This window comes from Pseudomonas sp. ICBG1301, from assembly GCF_016918385.1.
GTDB lineage: Bacteria > Pseudomonadota > Gammaproteobacteria > Pseudomonadales > Pseudomonadaceae > Aquipseudomonas > Aquipseudomonas palleroniana.
Window position 1 is genome coordinate 185398 of the sequence record NZ_JAEKGB010000001.1, and the last position, 17516, is coordinate 202913.

Annotated in this window: 12 protein-coding genes and 1 other RNA gene; 11 read left to right on the plus strand and 2 right to left on the minus strand. The window is 61.5% G+C overall.

Features of this window, described 5'->3' with window-relative positions; translation table 11 throughout:
• From smc to JBE38_RS00890, 9 genes are all read left to right on the plus strand, one after another.
• Complete coding sequence (gene smc, locus JBE38_RS00850; protein WP_205343358.1) at positions 1–3489, plus strand: chromosome segregation protein SMC; 3489 nt, start codon at positions 1–3, stop codon at positions 3487–3489.
• A 259-nt stretch (positions 3490–3748) separates the two neighbouring features.
• The gene (zipA, locus tag JBE38_RS00855) at positions 3749–4615 is read left to right on the plus strand and encodes a cell division protein ZipA (protein WP_198762730.1); all 867 of its coding nucleotides are present in this window, start codon (positions 3749–3751) and stop codon (positions 4613–4615) included.
• An 87-nt stretch (positions 4616–4702) separates the two neighbouring features.
• Positions 4703–7060, plus strand: a complete 2358-nt coding sequence (gene ligA / locus JBE38_RS00860; RefSeq protein WP_205343359.1) for an NAD-dependent DNA ligase LigA — start codon at positions 4703–4705, stop codon at positions 7058–7060.
• Between the two features lie 218 nt (positions 7061–7278).
• A complete protein-coding gene (locus tag JBE38_RS00865) occupies positions 7279–8445 on the plus strand; it encodes a zinc-binding metallopeptidase family protein (protein WP_205343360.1) in 1167 nt (388 codons plus the stop codon).
• Positions 8446–8589: 144 nt separating this feature from the next.
• An RNA gene (gene ffs / locus JBE38_RS00870) (signal recognition particle sRNA small type) lies at positions 8590–8686 on the plus strand.
• Between the two features lie 97 nt (positions 8687–8783).
• A complete protein-coding gene (locus JBE38_RS00875; protein ID WP_235594045.1) occupies positions 8784–9245 on the plus strand; it encodes a hypothetical protein in 462 nt (153 codons plus the stop codon).
• A 23-nt stretch (positions 9246–9268) separates the two neighbouring features.
• Positions 9269–11230 (plus strand): AAA family ATPase, encoded by a 1962-nt coding sequence (locus JBE38_RS00880; RefSeq protein ID WP_205343361.1) that lies wholly within the window; start codon positions 9269–9271, stop codon positions 11228–11230.
• Between the two features lie 157 nt (positions 11231–11387).
• Complete coding sequence (locus JBE38_RS00885; protein ID WP_090369361.1) at positions 11388–12434, plus strand: N-acetylmuramidase family protein; 1047 nt, start codon at positions 11388–11390, stop codon at positions 12432–12434.
• A 1-nt stretch (position 12435) separates the two neighbouring features.
• Positions 12436–13026, plus strand: coding sequence for a hypothetical protein (locus JBE38_RS00890; protein WP_060756170.1), 591 nt, complete (start codon positions 12436–12438; stop codon positions 13024–13026).
• A 16-nt stretch (positions 13027–13042) separates the two neighbouring features.
• On the opposite strand, the gene JBE38_RS00895 is transcribed toward JBE38_RS00890, so the two are convergent.
• Positions 13043–13906 (minus strand): LysR family transcriptional regulator, encoded by an 864-nt coding sequence (locus tag JBE38_RS00895; protein WP_205343362.1) that lies wholly within the window; start codon positions 13904–13906, stop codon positions 13043–13045.
• 102 nt (positions 13907–14008) lie between these two features.
• Here JBE38_RS00895 and JBE38_RS00900 point away from each other — a divergent pair, with 102 nt between their 5' ends.
• Positions 14009–14968, plus strand: coding sequence for a DMT family transporter (locus tag JBE38_RS00900; RefSeq protein ID WP_205343363.1), 960 nt, complete (start codon positions 14009–14011; stop codon positions 14966–14968).
• On the opposite strand, the gene JBE38_RS00905 is transcribed toward JBE38_RS00900, so the two are convergent.
• A complete protein-coding gene (locus tag JBE38_RS00905) occupies positions 14882–15253 on the minus strand; it encodes a VOC family protein (RefSeq protein ID WP_161549071.1) in 372 nt (123 codons plus the stop codon). The genes JBE38_RS00900 and JBE38_RS00905 overlap by 87 nt on opposite strands.
• Positions 15254–15450: 197 nt before the next feature.
• Between JBE38_RS00905 and dnaX the strand changes: the two genes are divergently transcribed.
• Positions 15451–17502 (plus strand): DNA polymerase III subunit gamma/tau, encoded by a 2052-nt coding sequence (dnaX, locus tag JBE38_RS00910; protein ID WP_205343364.1) that lies wholly within the window; start codon positions 15451–15453, stop codon positions 17500–17502.
• The last annotated feature ends 14 nt before the right edge of the window (positions 17503–17516 follow it).

The following is a 17516-nucleotide window of genomic DNA, read 5'->3' on the forward strand; positions in this document are numbered from 1 at the left end:
GTGCGGCTCAAGTGCATCAAGTTGGCGGGGTTCAAATCCTTCGTCGACCCGACCACGGTGAACTTCCCCAGTAATATGGCGGCGGTGGTCGGGCCCAATGGTTGCGGCAAGTCGAACATCATCGACGCCGTCCGTTGGGTGATGGGCGAGAGCTCCGCGAAGAACTTGCGCGGCGAGTCGATGACCGACGTCATCTTCAATGGCTCCACCAGCCGCAAGCCGGTGAGCCAGGCCAGTATCGAGCTGGTGTTCGACAACTCCGACGGCACCCTGATCGGCGAGTATGCGGCCTATGCGGAAATCTCCATCCGCCGCAAAGTGACCCGCGACAGCCAGAACAGTTACTTCCTCAACGGCACCAAATGCCGGCGCCGCGACATTACCGATATCTTCCTCGGCACGGGCCTGGGCCCGCGCAGCTACTCGATCATCGAACAGGGCATGATCTCCAAGCTGATCGAAGCCAAGCCTGAAGACTTGCGTAACTTTATCGAGGAAGCGGCCGGCATCTCCAAGTACAAGGAGCGCCGCCGCGAGACCGAAAACCGTATCCGCCGCACCCATGAAAACCTCGCCCGCCTGACCGACCTGCGCGAAGAGCTGGAGCGCCAGTTGGAGCGCCTGCACCGCCAGGCCCAGGCCGCCGAGAAGTATCAGGAATACAAGGGCGAGGAGCGCCAGCTCAAGGCGCAACTCTCGGCCCTGCGTTGGCAGGCGTTGAATGACCAGGTCGGCCAGCGCGAAGCGATCATCGGCACCCAGGAGATCAGCTTCGAAGCCCTGGTGGCCGAACAGCGTAACGCCGACGCCAGCATCGAACGCCTGCGTGACGGGCACCATGACCTGTCCGAGCGCTTCAATCTGGTGCAAGGCCGGTTTTATTCGGTGGGCGGTGATATCGCCCGCGTCGAGCAGAGCATCCAGCATGGCCAGCAGCGTCTGCGCCAATTGCAGGACGACCTGAAGGAAGCCGAACGGGCGCGCCTGGAGACCGAATCGCACCTGGGACATGACCGTACCTTGCTGCTGACCCTCGGCGAAGAGCTGGACATGCTCACCCCCGAGCAGGAAATCACCAGCGCCGCCGCCGAAGAAGCCGCCGCGGCCCTGGAAGAGTCCGAAACCACCATGCATGGCTGGCAGGAACAGTGGGATGCGTTCAACCTGAAGTCCGCCGAGCCGCGCCGCCAGGCCGAGGTCCAGCAGTCACGCATCCAGCAACTGGAAGCCAGTATGGAGCGCCTGGCCGAGCGCCAGCGCCGGATGCAGGAAGAGCGCGCCTTGCTTGCCGCCGACCCGGAAGACGCGGCGATCATGGAGCTCAGCGAGCAACTGGCTGAAAGCGAAATGACCCTGGAAGAGCTGGAGGCCAGCGAAGAACAACAGGTGGAGCGCCTGGAGCAACTGCGCCAGCAACTGCAACAGGCGACCCAGGCCCAGCAGCAGGCACAGGGCGATCTACAGCGGCTCAACGGTCGTCTGGCGTCCCTTGAAGCCCTGCAGCAAGCCGCGCTGGATCCGGGCACCGGTACTGCCGAGTGGCTGCGCGAGCAACATCTGGCCGAGCGCCCGCGCCTGGCTGAAGGCTTGAAGGTTGAAGCGGGTTGGGAGCTGGCGGTGGAAACCGTGCTCGGCGCCGACCTGCAAGCCGTACTGGTCGATGATTTCGGCGGCTTCGACCTGGCCGGTTTCGCCCAGGGCGATCTGCGTTTGCTCAGCCCGGCAGCCGATGGCGTGCGTGTGCCGGGCAGTTTGTTGGATAAGGTTGAGGCGGCGATTGATCTGGCGCCCTGGCTGGGCCAGGTCAAACCGGTGGGCTCCCTGGAGCAGGCCCTTGCCTTGCGTGGTCAGTTGGCGGCCGGCGAAAGCCTGATCAGTCGCGACGGTTACTGGGTCGGTCGCCACTTCCTGCGCGTGCGCCGCGCCAGTGAAGCGCAGAGCGGCGTTCTGGCCCGTGGTCAGGAGATCGTCAACCTGATCGCCGAGCGTGAAGAGCGCGAAGCCACCCTGGAAAGCCTTGAAACCGAATTGCAAACCCTGCGCGCCACCCAGCGCCAACAGGAGACCGGCCGCGAGCATTTACGCCGTCTGTTGCAGGATGAAGCGCGCCAGCAAGGCGAGTTGAAAGCCCAGCTCTCGGCGAGCAAAGCCAAGGCGGAGCAACTGACCCTGCGCCGCACCCGCCTTGATGAAGAAGTGGCCGAGATTGGCGAGCAGCGTGCCCTGGAGCACGAGCAGATCGGCGAAGCGCGCCTGCAATTGCAGGAGGCGCTCGACAGCATGGCACTCGACACCGAGCAGCGCGAACTGCTGCTGGCCCAGCGCGACAGCCTGCGCGAACGCCTCGACCGCGTGCGCCAGGAAGCGCGGCAGCACAAGGACCACGCGCACCAACTGGCGGTTCGCCTCGGCTCCTTGCGCACCCAGCACGATGCCACGCGCCAGGCCCTTGAGCGCCTGGAGATGCAGTCCGAACGGCTCACCGAAAAACGCGAGCAACTGAGCCTCAACCTGGAGGAGGGCGAAGCCCCGCTGGAAGAGTTGCGGCTCAAGCTCGAAGAGTTGCTCGACAAACGCATGAGCGTTGACGAAGAACTCAAGACCGCCCAGATCGCCCTGGAGGACGCCGACCGCGAGCTGCGCGATGCGGAAAAACGTCGGACCCAGGCCGAGCAGCAATCCCAGCTGATCCGCAGCCAGCTCGAACAGCAGCGCATGGAATGGCAAGCCCTGACCGTGCGCCGCAAGGCCCTGCAAGATCAACTATTGGAAGATGGCTACGACCTGCACGGCGTGCTCAACACCCTGGACGCCCAGGCCAACGAAAAAGACGCCGAAGAAGAGCTCGAGCGCATTGCCGCACGTATTCAAAGGCTCGGTGCGATCAACCTCGCGGCCATCGATGAGTATCAGCAGCAGTCCGAGCGTAAACGTTATCTGGATGCCCAGGATGCCGATCTGGTCGAGGCCCTGGACACGCTGGAAAACGTGATCCGCAAGATCGACAAGGAAACCCGCAACCGCTTCAAAGATACCTTTGATCAGATTAATGGCGGTTTACAGGCCTTATTCCCGAAAGTTTTCGGTGGTGGCAGCGCTTACTTGGAACTGACGGGCGAAGATCTACTCGATACAGGGGTGACGATCATGGCGCGGCCTCCGGGCAAGAAGAACAGCACCATCCATTTGTTGTCCGGTGGCGAAAAGGCCCTGACGGCATTGGCCCTGGTGTTTGCCATCTTCAAGTTGAATCCGGCGCCGTTCTGCATGCTCGATGAGGTTGATGCCCCGCTGGATGACGCTAACGTGGGACGTTACGCCCGACTGGTTAAAGAGATGTCGCAGACGGTGCAGTTCATCTATATCACCCACAACAAGATCGCCATGGAAATGGCGGATCAATTGATGGGGGTGACGATGCACGAACCCGGGTGTTCTCGCTTGGTGGCCGTGGATGTGGAAGAAGCGATGGCGATGGTGGAATCTTAAACCTCGTCATGAGGGATAATTCTTAGCGCTGCGTGGGATGATTTACCGGTCTGGCGAAAGTGGCAAATGGACATATTTGTTCAAGGCATTTTGACAGACGGTGTAAAGTTATCTTTGGTCGTGCTAGTTTAATGTCAATTTTTCGTATGCGTGGGCAAAACGTCAGTCAGAACATAGAGTTGGCGCCACGTTTTAAAGCGGTTTGCACGTTGCTAAGCCCCTTATTTTTCAGCATTTTTTATTAGAGGCACGGGATTACATGGAAATCGGTCTGCGCGAGTGGCTGATCGTCATCGGCATTATTGTCATTGCCGGTATTCTTTTTGATGGCTGGCGCCGCATGCGCGGTGGCAAGGGCAAGCTCAAGTTCCGTCTGGACCGCAATCTGTCCAATTTGCCTGACGATGACGGCAACGCCGAGCTGCTGGGGCCGCCCCGTGTGCTGGATACCCATAAAGAGCCGCAGCTGGACGAGCACGACCTGCCGTCGATGAGTGCGCCGGTGCGTGAAGCCCGCGAGCCATCTTCCAAGCGCGGCAAGCGCAACGCCGCCGCGGTCGCCGAGCCGCATCAGGGCGACCTGAACCTCGATGTCGACGATGGCCCGAGCTTCAGCAGCCGTGACGGCGATTTCCCGGATGAGACTGCGACCAAAAGCACTGCGCCGCGCCAGTCGGTCAACGATCAGCCGGCCGCTGAAGAAGTCTTGGTGATCAGCGTGATCTGTCGTGACGCTGCCGGCTTCAAAGGCCCGGCACTGTTGCAGAACATCCTGGAAAGCGGCCTGCGTTTTGGCGAGATGGATATTTTCCATCGTCACGAAAGCATGGCCGGTAATGGCGAAGTACTGTTTTCCATGGCCAATGCGGTCAAGCCAGGGACCTTTGATCTGGATGACATCGACCTGTTCAGCACTCCGGCGGTGAGTTTCTTCCTCGGTTTGCCAGGCCCGCGTCATCCGAAACAAGCGTTCGACGTGATGGTGGCTGCGGCGCGCAAGCTGTCCCAGGAACTCAACGGCGAGCTCAAGGATGACCAGCGCAGCGTCCTGACGGCCCAGACCATCGAGCACTACCGTCAGCGCATCGTCGAGTTCGAGCGTCGCGCCCTGACACAGAAGCGCTGAGGTCCGATCTTAAGCGTTGCCTGTAGAATCCGTGCACTAACATATTGAGCAGCTTCGGCTGCTCTTTTGCTTTATGAGAGAACACCCATGACCGCCGCCCATACCCGTATCCTCGAATTGCGCGCTGAACTGGATCAGCACAACTACCGCTACCACGTCCTCGACGAGCCGAGTATTCCGGACGCCGAGTACGACCGCTTGTTCCATGAGCTCAAGGCCCTGGAGGCCGAGCATCCGGAACTGGTGACGCGTGATTCACCGACGCAGCGGGTCGGCAGTGCGGCGTTGTCGGCGTTCACCCAGGTCAGGCATGAGATCCCGATGCTCAGCCTGGGCAACGCGTTCGATGAATCCACCATGCTTGAATTCGATCGCCGGGTCACCGAGGGCCTCGATCTGCCGGTGGGCGATCTGTTTGGGGACGGCGCGGCGGTGGAGTACAGCTGCGAACCGAAACTGGATGGCCTGGCGGTCAGCCTGCTTTATCAAGACGGCGAATTGGTGCGCGGCGCGACCCGTGGCGATGGCACCACTGGTGAAGATATCAGCGTCAACGTGCGCACCGTGCGCAATATCCCGCTGAAGCTGCACGGCAGCGGCTGGCCGGCGACCCTGGAAGTGCGCGGCGAAGTGTTCATGTCCAAGGCCGGTTTCGAGCGTCTCAACGCATCGCAACTGGAAGTGGGCGGCAAGACCTTCGCCAACCCGCGCAACGCCGCCGCCGGCAGCCTGCGCCAGCTGGACTCGAAGATCACCGCCAGCCGTCCGCTGGAGTTCTGCTGCTACGGCGTGACCACCGATATCAGCGACACCCATATCGGCAACCTGCAGCAACTGCAGAAGTGGGGCATGCCGATCAGCCGCGAGTTGAAGTTGGCCAAGGGCATTCAGGATTGCCTGGATTACTACCGCGATATTGGCGAGCGGCGTAACAGCCTGCCCTATGAAATCGACGGTGTGGTGTTCAAGGTCAACAGCATTGCCTCCCAGCGTGAACTGGGCTTCCGCGCCCGCGAACCGCGCTGGGCCATCGCTCATAAATTCCCGGCCATGGAAGAGTTGACCGAGCTGCTCGACGTGGAATTCCAGGTCGGCCGCACCGGTGCGGTGACACCGGTGGCGCGCCTGAAACCGGTGAAGGTGGCCGGTGTGACCGTGTCCAATGCGACCTTGCACAATATGGATGAGGTGGCGCGGCTGGGCCTGATGATCGGCGATACGGTGATTATCCGTCGTGCCGGGGATGTGATCCCGCAGGTGGTTTCGGTGGTACTTGAGCGCCGCCCGGAAAATGCCCGCGCCGTGCAGGTGCCCGAGAGCTGCCCGGTGTGTGGCTCCCATGTGGAGCGCACGCAGTTGGTCAAGCGCAGCAAAGGCAAGGAGACCGTCAGCGAAGGCGCGGTGTACCGCTGCGTCGGCCGCCTGGCCTGTGGGGCGCAGCTCAAGCAGGCGATCATTCATTTTGTTTCGCGGCGTGCCATGGATATCGATGGCCTGGGCGACAAGACCATCGAGCAACTGGTGGATGAAAAACTCATCGGCTCGCCCGCCGACCTCTACAAACTCAAGTACGAGCAGATCATCGACCTGGAAGGCTTTGCCGACATCTCCAGCAAGAAGCTGATCACGGCCATTGAAAACAGCAAGACGCCGACCTTGGCGCGCTTCATCTACGCCCTGGGCATTCCCGACGTGGGCGAGGAGACCGCCAAGGTACTGGCGCGCTCCCTGGCGTCCCTGGAGCGGGTGCAGAAAGCCTTGCCGGAGGTGTTGACGTACCTGCCGGATGTCGGCCTGGAGGTGGCGCATGAAATCCATAGTTTCTTTGAAGACAGCCACAACCAGGACGTGATCGGCGCGCTGCTGTCACCGCAGGAGTGCGGCCTGCAATTGCAGGATCAGGGCGAGCTGAGCGCTGAATTCGCGGCCAGCACGACCTTGGGCGGTCTGCTCGACAAGCTTCACGTGCCGAGCGTCGGCCCGGGGGCGGCGCAGAAACTGGCGGACAAATTCGGCACCCTTGAGGGCGTGATCAAGGCCGACTGGCTGGATATGCGCCAGGCACTGCCCGAGAAGCAAGCCAAGGCGGTGCGCGATTTCTTCGATAACGCAGGCAACGCCACGCATGCCCTGGCCATTGAGCAGCAGCTCAAGGATTTCGGCATGCACTGGGAGAGTGAGAAGAAGGTCATCGAAGGCTTGCCGGAAGCTGGCCATACCTGGGTGCTGACGGGCTCTCTGGAGCTGATGAGCCGCGATGTGGCCAAGGACAAGCTCGAAAGCCTTGGCGCCAAGGTTGCAGGGTCCGTTTCGGCGAAAACCCACTGCGTGGTCGCGGGGCCAGGCGCCGGTTCGAAATTGGCCAAAGCCAGTGAATTGGGTTTGAAAGTGCTGGATGAGGCAGCCTTCGTTGCCTTCCTGGCCAAGCACAACATCTCAGTCTGAAAACGTGGCTTGTAGTGAGCGGGCTTGCCCCGCGCTGGGCGGCGCAGCCGCCCCAAACCCAGGCACCTCGGTCCTCCTGAAACACCGCGGCGTCCCTGTTGGGGCGGCTGCGCCACCCGGCGCGGGGCAAGCCCGCTCACTACAGGCGACAATGTAGGAAAGTGGAACGATCTCAACCCGCAAATGATCTAGTCTCAGTCACCCAGGGAGAGATCGCCATGTTCCGCTACTTCGAGCAACTCAGTTCACGCATTGCGGCGCCCTTCGTGGCCAATACATCTCGCGATAGCAAGGTGTGGCAGTGCCGTTGCGGTCAGTCATTGTTCTTTCGCAACAGCCAATGCCTGGCCTGCCAGGCGCTGCTGGGTTATGAACCCCGGCAAAGTCGCCTGGCCTCGCTACACCCCGGCCCCGTGGAGGGCACGTGGCTACAGGATGGCCATCCCGACGCTGGCGCCTTCCGCCGCTGTGCCAACCTCGATACCCCCGCCGCCTGCAACTGGTTGATCCCGGCCCACAGCACCGCGCCGCTGTGCGTGGCTTGCAGCCTGAACCGCACCATCCCCGATCTTTCGGTTGCGGAAAACCCCGAGCGCTGGCGCAAAGTGGAAACCGCCAAGCGGCGCCTGGTGGCGCAACTGATCAGCCTGGGCCTGCAAGTCGTGCCCAAAAGCGTCGATGAAGACACCGGCCTGGCCTTCGATTTCATCGGCATCGACCTGGAAGGCAACGCGCCCATGACCGGCCACGCCAACGGCTTGATCACCCTCGACATCAAGGAGGCCGACGATGCCCACCGCGAACAAGTCCGGGTACAGATGCGCGAGCCTTATCGCACCCTGCTGGGCCATTTTCGCCATGAAGTCGGCCATTACTACTGGGAGCGCCTGATTGCCAATTCCCATTGGTTGCCTGCTTTTCGCCAACTGTTCGGTGACGAACGCGCCAGTTATGTCGAAGCCCTCGACCAGCACTATCAGAACGGGCCGCGCCCGGACTGGCAGCTCACCTGTGTCAGCGCCTACGCCACCATGCACCCCTGGGAAGATTGGGCGGAAACCTGGGCGCACTATCTGCACATGATGGACGCCGTCGACACCGCCCTCGGCTTCGGCATGCGCGCGCGTGAGATGGAACTGGATTACCAGCCATTCCCGCTCACCACCCTCTACGACTCCGAGCACCCTGGCGGCCCGGCGTTCCTGGCGTTCGTCAACGCCTGGATCGAACTGGCCGGCATGCTCAACGAGCTGTCGCGCAGCATGGGCCAGCCGGATTTCTATCCCTTTGTGTTGCCGCCGGCGGTGATCGCCAAGCTGCACTTTATCCATCTGGTGATTCAGGAGGAGGGCGGCCGGGCGGATGAGGTGTTGCAGGCACAATGATCAGCCAATAGGGGAGGGGGCTGGTGGCTAGGGCAAGTACTTGAAGCCCTTAATATTTTTAATCGGGAACCAACAGTTGTAACTTCCGATGAGATCGGTACAATGGCGCGGCTTGCCGAGAGGCAGGCGTCGTTATGGTGACCCCATCGGTCCCCCCGCAACGATTACCCGTTAACCTGGTCAGGCCCGGAAGGGAGCAGCCACAGCGGGAACATTGTGTGCCGGGGTGTGGCTGGTGGGGTTGCCTCCATAACGCTCTTTCTCCCAATGCCTTCGGGCAGCACCGCATCAAATTCAATTCAAAAAATGCTTTCACGCCATCTGCCATCGAGCAGTCCATGGCGGCATACTCCAGTGCCTGGCATTTGGAGACAGTACCCGTGGAAAAAGTCGACGACCTCACTCGCGAAAAATTGCGCGAGTGGCAGATGCGGCGCCTGGAAATCAAGGACCGTATTCAATCGCATCCGGAACAGACCCTGGAATTATCCAAGGTGCTGGACCTCATGGATGACGAGCACGCTGAAATCCTGAGCCAGGCCGAGATGATCCAGGTCGCGCAGGCGACTCCCGCCGCCGAGCCGACGCCGCCCGCACTGAGCGGCGCGTACACCCTGCAATTGAATGTGGCCGCGCAGAGCACCGAGGATTTGCGCAGGTTGTTCGAGATGGCGGTTTTCGAACTGCAGCAGCAGATCAATACAGCCGGTGCAGCGGGGCGGTATCCCGGAGGCATGGCGGGATCTCTGGGCGAGTATCGCTTTGAGCTGGGTGTTCAGGTTGAACCCGGCGAAGCCTGACGCCAGCGACGCTGTGAGGAAGTATGCAACCGGAACATTTTGATTTATCCAGCCCGGTGTTCCTGCCGGTCACTGACGAAACCTGCGCCGCCTTGCTGGGGGCCGAGGGCGCCAAGGCGCTGGTCGGCCTGACGGACCCGGAGCTGGCGGCGGTGCTGGTCATCCAGAACCTGGCCCAGGCCACGCAAAAAGACCTGACCTGTACGGGCGCCGAGCGCATCCTGGCCAAGTTGATCGGCTGGGCGGTGGACACACAGGCAGAGGGCGCAGCCACATTGCTGTCCGAAGCACAGCGGTTGTTCGACCCGCGCAAACTGTACTTTGGCTGCAACGCGCTCAAGAGCATCAACCTGCGCCTTTTATCGGCTGAAGAAGTCCAGGCGCGAGATTACCTGCTGCCCAGCGGCCAATGGGATATGGACTACAAGGTCCGTCACCTGCGCGGCAATGATCCGTTCAGCCAGCAGATGATTACGCCCCGGCATCGTGAACGTTGGCTCAGCCCGGCCCAGGACAAGCTGGTGCGCACGTTTCGCGCCAATCTCAATGAAGACCTGCACGTTCAAGGTTATGCCGGCGTCGGCAAGAGCCATCTGCTGGGTGCCCTGATCGAGTGTCTGCGCCCTGCACAGACGTTGATACTGGCGCGCACGGGGGCAAAACTGGCAACGCTGCGCGAGCGCATGGGGCTGCCCCGCGACAGCAAGGCCGGTTCCACTTTTGCCGCTTTCGCCAAGGCGTTGCTGCACGGCCCACGACCGCCCGTGGCGAATACATCGACCAGGTTACCCACCCGGCAGGCGGTGGCCCAGGCACTGGATATCTACGGTTGGCGCGGGCATGACGGCCAGGCGACCTTGGATGTCTGCCTCAAGGTGCTGGAAAACTATTGCCACACCGCTCATCACAGCCTGTCGGCCCGGCACTTCCCGCATTTCAAGCAAGCGCTGAGCGGCATGGATGCACAGGTGCTGCTGGAATATTCAAGCCGTGTGTGGACCTACCTGGAAAGCAACCCGCAATGGGCCAGCCAGACCGGCTTCGCCACCTTGTTGCTGATCAAGCGCGCCAGCCTCGCCGGTTGTGTGGTGCCGCCGCGTTACACCCATGTACTGATCGATGAAAGCCAGGACATACCGGCGTCGTTGCTGCAGATCATCGAGCGTGGTCGTCAGGTGCTGATTACCCTCGGCGATGAATACCAATCGGCCAGTGGCGTGATGGTGAGGCGAAAGCGCGAGGTCCGGCAAAGCGACATCAGCTACTCCGTGCGTTCGGGGCGCAATGTCGAGCGTCTGGTCAACCCGTTGATCAGCGTGCACTCGCAAAAGTGCAAGACGCCTTTCGAGGGCGCACGCGATGCCGACGTCGGCATCGAGCACTACCCGCTAGGCTTCGTGCCGCCGGAAGGCTGTGTGGTGTTGACCGCATCCTATTGGGACACCATGAAGTGGGCGATCCAGCTGCACCAGGCCAACTGCCCCTTCGGTTTGCCGAGCAACGCGGCGCAGCAGGATCTGGAACGCTTCATGATCAGTGTCATCGGTTTGTTCAAACCGGACTTCTACAGCGACGAACACAACGAAAAAGGCGCGCACGCTTATTTCGCCGATATGGACGACTGGCAGCAGGTGTGTGAGGCCAGCCAGTTCGATGAGTCGTTCCGCTGGGTCGAGGGCCAGCTGGAAAAAGGCTTCAATGTCGCGGATGTCACGCGTTTGAATCGTCTTGGCGGCGGTCCCGGCACACGTTGCCTGTTGATGCGGGCGCTCGAAGCGGGCGGGATGGAATTCGAACGCGTGCTGCTGACTCCCGAATTGCTGACCAACGTCCCGTTCAAGGATGCCTACGCGTTCGACCAGCGACTCTGCGAGGTCTATATAGCGATTTCCCGGGCCAGGTCGCAGCTTTACCTGCCCTACGATGTAGTCGAATGGATCGATTACCACAGCGGCCAGAAGTTTCGCGAGAGCCATGGTTGCTGACGGATTAAGTGTGGCTGATTCACAACTTTCCAATCCGCCTCTGGACAACCTAAAACCGCCTTGTTAGTTTTCGCCAGCCGCTTGTTTCAGAATATGACAAGGGTATGGACTTGATATTGAAGTGCTATCACTTCTTTAACTAACAAGGATGTCTGTCATGAAAAGCCTGCAAGGTTTGCCTCCACTTATCAGTGCTTCGGTAGGTGCTCCCGGTAAAGCCCGCAACTTGCCCGCCGATGTGCAGTGCGTCCAGTATTTATTCAATCTGATCATTCCCAAAATGGGTTCTCCGCTGGCCGAAAACGGCAAGTGCGATGGCCAGTTGGTGCAGTGCATCAGCCAGTACCAGTTCCGTCATCTCAAATATGCCCACCCCGATGGGGTGATCGACCCCACCGGTCGTACCTTCAACAGCCTCATCGAAGAAGCGGTGAAGGTGCCGGTCAAAGCCTTTCCGGGCGTGCGCATTCCGAGCTTTCTCAATGTGTTCGGCAACAACCAGGGGGACGCCGTGCAGGCCACGGTCAACGTCTACCTGGACCGCATGCGCGCGATGGTCGAGGCCGAGCGGCGTAACCGCCAGTTGATGCTCCAGGCCACGTGCGACGGGGGCATGACCCTCAGTGATACCGACTTCCAGAACGCCGCCACGCAGTTGGGTGGCGGCATTTCGGTGAATATCATCAAGGCCTTTGCCACGGTGGAATCCGGCGGCCGTTCGGGGTTCGGTCCGGCCAAGTTGCCGGTGATCGCCTTCGAAGGGCACCTGTTTCGCAAGTACACCAAGCACATCTACGACCAGGCGCACCCGCTGCTGTCTTACCCCTACAAGAAAAAGGCCGGGCCGCAGTGGCAGGCCAATAACAAGGACCAGACCAAGGCTTGGGAAACCATGGCCACCGCCTTCGCGCTGGATCAGGAAGCGGCGTTGATGTCGGCGTCCTGGGGTATGTTTCAGATCATGGGCTTCAACTACGCGTCTTGCGGTTACAAGACGGTGTTTGAATTCGCCGCGGCATTGAAAGTGAATGCCGGTAACCAACTAAAAGCTTTCCTCGGTTTTTGCAGCAAGAGCCCGGCGTTGATGAAAGCCATGAAGGCCAAGGATTTTACCGGCATGGCGCGCAACTATAACGGCGAGGACTACGGCAACTACGATGTGCTGATGCAAAAAGCCTACGAGAAACTGGAAGGGAAAAAATAAGATGATGCGTTTTCTAGCGGTGGGTGTGTTGTCGTTGTGCGCGGTGGTACCGGCCTTTGCCGGTTCGCCCGCATTGCATTCAGGCAAGTACGAAGGGCTGATGCTGGCAGTAACGCCTGAACACCAGGTTGAAGGCTACTACTCCGAAGCCATGGGCGAAGGCGTGACCCGCAGCTGTGCGTTCTACCTGCAAGGCAAGCCCGCTGCGCTGACGACCTGGCTCGACAACGCCTACCCTGGCAGCGTGGCACCTTCGTCGGACGGTGTGACCCTGACCGTGGCAGAAGGCCGCCAGCACCCTGGCTGCCTCAATGTGCTGATGCCGGAGATCGCCACCGGCCTGGACCTGACCCAGACCGCCAACACGAAATGGATCGGCCTGGTGAAGGTGTCCGCCGACAAGGCTTACCTGCTCAAGACCCCCAGCGCCAAGGCAGCCAAGCGCCCTTACATCGTCAAGAATGACGTGGTCGGCGTGCTGGCGTTCAAGGATGGTTGGGCGCAAGTCGAGTTCATCAATGCCGACGATCGTTCGTTCACCGGCTGGATCAGCCAGGACCAGTACGCACGCCTGGCCGCCCCGAAGAGCTGACACAGACCCAATGGCGTCAGCCAAAGGTTTCCCGCAGTAACCCGGCGAAGGCATCTCGCGCCAGATGCCGCTGGGTGTCCTTGTGCCAGAACAGCAGGTTGTCCACCGCCTGCAGTTCCTCGAACCGGTACGACGCCAGCTGATTGGCCTGCTCATAGCGGGCCAGGATGCCCTCCGGCGCCAACGCCACGCCAATCCCCGCACTCACGCAACCGATGATGGTGCCCCAACTGGCATAGCTGGCGATGCTCGGCTTGAAGTCGTGGGGTTTGACCCAGTTTTCCAGTGCGGCGCGGTAGGGGCAGCCGGGTGGCCACACCAGCAAGGTGCGTCCGGCCAGGTCCTTGGCGCTGCTGATCGGTTCGCTGGAGGCGCTGGCGATCAGCACCAGGCGTTCGCTGTAGACCACGCTGTGTTCGAGCTTGGCGCGCTTGTTGCCGCTGGCCACCAGCGCCACATCGAGGCGGTGGTGTTGCAGGTCGTCCAGCAGTTGCGCCCAGGCGCCGGTGACCAGTTCCAGGCTGACCTCGGGATAGCGCCGGTGGTATTCCGCCAGCAAGGGCGGCAGGCGCCCGCTGGCGCTGGATTCCACGGCACCGATGCGCAAGGTGCCACGGGGAATCGCGTTGACGTCCACCGCGCGTTTGGATTCTTCCACCAACGCCAGGATGCGCTCGCAGTACTCCAGGAAGATTTCACCGGCGGCGCTGATCGCCAGGCCACGTCCGGCGCGGATGAACAGCGGCGTGCCCAACTCGCTTTCCAGTTGCTTGATGCGCGTGGTGATGTTGGACGGCACACAGTGCAGTTGCAGGGCGGCCTGGGCCACGCTGCCGGTTTGCGCCACGGCTTGCACCATTTTCAGTTGGGCCAGTTCCATTGCTCAGTTCCAGTGATTTCAGAAGTCAGAAACGGTTAATTGTCCTGCGTCCCGTGCCAGCCAAGACTGAGTGCATTCCTACTCAGTTTGCGGATGCCGTCAATGAATACCCCGTCACCTTTCAAGCTTACGCTAGTCATCGCCAGCGTCATCCTTTGCTGGGCCTACTCGCCGATCGGCATACATATGGGGCTGCGCAGCTACAGCCCTGGCCAATTGGCATTGCTGCGGTTTCTGATCGCGTCGGTCTTCATGGGCGGCGTTGCGCTGGCAGTGGGTATTGATCGGCCGCGCCTGCGCGACCTGCCGTGGTTGCTGGTGCTGGGCTTTTTTGGCGTGTTCCTGCATCACACCAGCCTCAACAACGGGCAGCAGTGGGTGACGGCGGCGGCGTCCAGTGTGCTGGCTCAGTCGGCGCCTTTGTTCAGTGTGTTGATCGCAGCGTTCTGCTTGAAGGAGCGCGTCAGTGCCTGGCGTTGGGGCTGTGTGTTGCTCGGGTTGGTCGGCGTGTTGATGGTGATCTGGGGCGATGCGGGGGTGGGGGAGATTGATCCGCGTGGCTTGCTGCTCTTGCTGGCGGCCGTTTCGTGGAGTGTCTATTTCGCTATCCAGAAACACTATGCGCACCACTACAGCCCGCTGACCATGGCGTGCTACATGGTGTGGTTCGGCACGTTGATGCTGGGCGTGAACCTGCCGGGCCTGCCGGCCGCGGTGATGCAGGCGCCGTTGCCCGAGAACCTCTCGGTGCTGGTGCTGGGTATTTTCCCCAGCGCCCTGGCGTACCTGGCCTGGGGCTATGTGTTGAAGCATGTCGACGTCAGTCGCGCAGCGGTGGCGATGTACCTCATCCCGCCAGTGGCGATGGTGATGGCGGCGACGCTGCTGGGCGAGCACATTGCGTTGCAGGTGATGCTCGGCGGGGTGGTCGTATTGGCCAGCGTGGCTGCCATCAGCCTGGAAGGGCGCTGGGGCTCAGTCACTCAGGCAGAACGCCCGCAGCCGATGGCCATCGAGGTCCTGGGCGACAAAGGTGTAGCCGAAATCCATGGCGGTCGGTGACTGGATGATCGTCGCGCCGCGTTCCAGCCAATGCTCGTGCAGGGTATCGACGGCTGCTTTGTCAGGCAGCGAGAAGCCTACTTCGCCACCGCCCCCGGTGAGCTGGGCGGCCGGCTCTACGGTGTGCCGCGACCACAGGCCCAACTTTACGCCGTTGTCGAGGATGAATAGGGCGAACGTCGGGCCCAGCTCTACCGGCGGCTTGTCCAGCAAGCGGCTGTAAAAGTTGGCGCTGGTGGCGGGACTGTCGACGTACAGCAGGAAATAGTGACCGACGGTGTTCATGCAGGCTCCTTGAGCACGGGGGGATAAGTGAAAACGAGTCTATAAGACCGTGCTGTCAGTTCTTGTCAGGAGCGTGGCGAGCCTGTTGCAGGGCCTGCCAGGCCTGCCAAATCAGATTAGGCGAGCGTGCCGGATGCAATTTCCCCCTTGCTCCGCTAGCATTACCGGCCTCTGCTCTCCAGTTGCGACGGTTTTCGATGAGTTATCAGGTTCTTGCACGTAAATGGCGTCCGCGCTCGTTCCGCGAAATGGTCGGCCAGACCCATGTGCTCAAGGCTCTGATCAATGCCTTGGACAGCCAGCGGCTGCACCACGCCTACCTGTTCACCGGCACCCGTGGGGTGGGCAAGACCACCATTGCGCGCATCATCGCCAAATGCCTGAACTGTGAAACCGGCATCACCTCGACACCCTGCGGCACCTGCTCGGTGTGCCGGGAAATCGATGAAGGGCGTTTCGTCGACCTGATCGAGATCGACGCTGCGAGCCGTACCAAGGTCGAAGACACCCGCGAGCTGCTCGACAACGTGCAGTACGCACCGAGCCGTGGCCGCTTCAAGGTCTACCTGATCGACGAAGTGCACATGCTTTCCAGCCATTCCTTCAACGCCCTGTTGAAAACCCTGGAAGAGCCGCCGCCCTACGTCAAGTTCATCCTGGCCACCACCGACCCGCAGAAGCTTCCTGCAACGATTTTGTCGCGGTGCCTGCAGTTCTCCCTGAAAAACATGACCCCCGAGCGGGTGGTCGAGCATTTGACCCACGTGCTGGGCGTCGAGAACGTGCCGTTCGAAGACGACGCGTTGTGGCTGCTCGGTCGTGCTGCCGATGGTTCGATGCGCGATGCCATGAGCCTTACCGACCAGGCCATCGCCTTTGGTGAAGGCAAGGTCATGGCCGCCGATGTGCGCGCCATGCTCGGCACCCTCGACCACGGCCAGGTCTTCGATGTGCTGCACGCGCTGATCGACGGCGACGCCAAGGCGTTGCTCGAAGCCGTGCGCCACCTGTCGGAGCAAGGCCCGGACTGGAACGGCGTGCTCTCGGAAATCCTCAATGTGCTGCACCGGGTCGCCATTGCCCAGGCGCTGCCTGAAGGCGTCGACAACGGCCATGGCGACCGCGACCGCGTGCTGGCCCTGGCCCAGGCATTGCCGGCCGAAGATGTGCAGTTCTACTACCAGATGGGCCTGATCGGCCGTCGGGACCTGCCCCTGGCACCGGACCCGCGTGGCGGTTTTGAGATGGTCCTGCTGCGGATGCTGGCCTTCCGGCCCGCGGACTCGGCAGACGCGCCGAGACAGCCGCTAAAGCCAGTGGGGATCAGCCAGGCCACAGTTGATTCCGCCAAACCAGTGGCTGGCGCGGCGGTGGTCGCGCCAGTGGTTGCTGCGCCCGCGCCGGTTGTGCCGGTTCATGAACCTGAGCCTGAACCTGTGCCCGCTTCGGTAGCTGAACCTGAGCCGGAACCTGTCGTCGAGCCCGAGCCGGTCGTCGACCTGCCCTGGAATGATCCGGTGGAAGCCGAGATGGCGCCGGCCGTGGAGCCCGTGCTGGAAACCACCGGCGAACAGCCGGAACTGACGCCGATGCCCACGCCGACCCCGGACAGCGTGGTGCCCGACGCCCCTGAGTGGGTCAGCGCGCCGGTTCCCGAGCCGACCGTGGCCCAGGTAGATGCCGCCACGCCAGGCATGGACCTCGACGACGAACCGCCGCTGGATGAAGACTACATTGAGCCGGATATGGATTCGGCCTACAGCTACCTGGATGACCTGGCCAGCGAACACACTGCCGAGCCGGCCCCGGAGCCCGAAGCCGAGCCCGCTGCGGCACCGGCCACCGGCCTGGCGTTGCAATGGCTGGAGTTGTTCCCGAAATTGCCGATTTCCGGCATGACCGGCAGTATCGCCGCCAACTGCACGCTGATCTCCATCGAAGGCGATCACTGGCTGCTGCACCTGGACCCGGCCCATAGCGCGCTGTTCAACGCCACACAGCAGCGTCGTCTCAACGATGCCCTGAACCAGTACCATGAGCGCACGCTGACGATCAGCATCGAGTTGATCAAGCCCGAGCAGGAAACGCCGGCGCAGGCCGCCACGCGTCGGCGTATCAACCGCCAGCGCGAAGCGGAAGACTCGATCCATGGTGATCCGCTTATCCAGCAAATGATGCAACAGTTCGGCGCAGTCATTCGCCAAGATACAATTGAACCTGTCGAAGCCCCGGTGCCCCAGGCATCCTGACACCGGGCTACTAA

Bases quoted from the DNA above. Each gene is read 5' to 3' on its own strand.
- zipA (WP_198762730.1), top strand. From the start codon at position 3,749: ATGGAAATCGGTCTGCGCGAGTGGCTGATCGTCATCGGCATTATTGTC.
- JBE38_RS00900 (WP_205343363.1), top strand. From the start codon at position 14,009: ATGAATACCCCGTCACCTTTCAAGCTTACGCTAGTCATCGCCAGCGTC.
- JBE38_RS00865 (WP_205343360.1), top strand. From the start codon at position 7,279: ATGTTCCGCTACTTCGAGCAACTCAGTTCACGCATTGCGGCGCCCTTC.
- JBE38_RS00890 (WP_060756170.1), top strand. From the start codon at position 12,436: ATGATGCGTTTTCTAGCGGTGGGTGTGTTGTCGTTGTGCGCGGTGGTA.
- JBE38_RS00880 (WP_205343361.1), top strand. From the start codon at position 9,269: ATGCAACCGGAACATTTTGATTTATCCAGCCCGGTGTTCCTGCCGGTC.
- dnaX (WP_205343364.1), top strand. From the start codon at position 15,451: ATGAGTTATCAGGTTCTTGCACGTAAATGGCGTCCGCGCTCGTTCCGC.
- JBE38_RS00885 (WP_090369361.1), top strand. From the start codon at position 11,388: ATGAAAAGCCTGCAAGGTTTGCCTCCACTTATCAGTGCTTCGGTAGGT.
- JBE38_RS00875 (WP_235594045.1), top strand. From the start codon at position 8,784: ATGGCGGCATACTCCAGTGCCTGGCATTTGGAGACAGTACCCGTGGAA.
- ligA (WP_205343359.1), top strand. From the start codon at position 4,703: ATGACCGCCGCCCATACCCGTATCCTCGAATTGCGCGCTGAACTGGAT.
- JBE38_RS00905 (WP_161549071.1), bottom strand. From the start codon at position 15,253: ATGAACACCGTCGGTCACTATTTCCTGCTGTACGTCGACAGTCCCGCC.
- JBE38_RS00895 (WP_205343362.1), bottom strand. From the start codon at position 13,906: ATGGAACTGGCCCAACTGAAAATGGTGCAAGCCGTGGCGCAAACCGGC.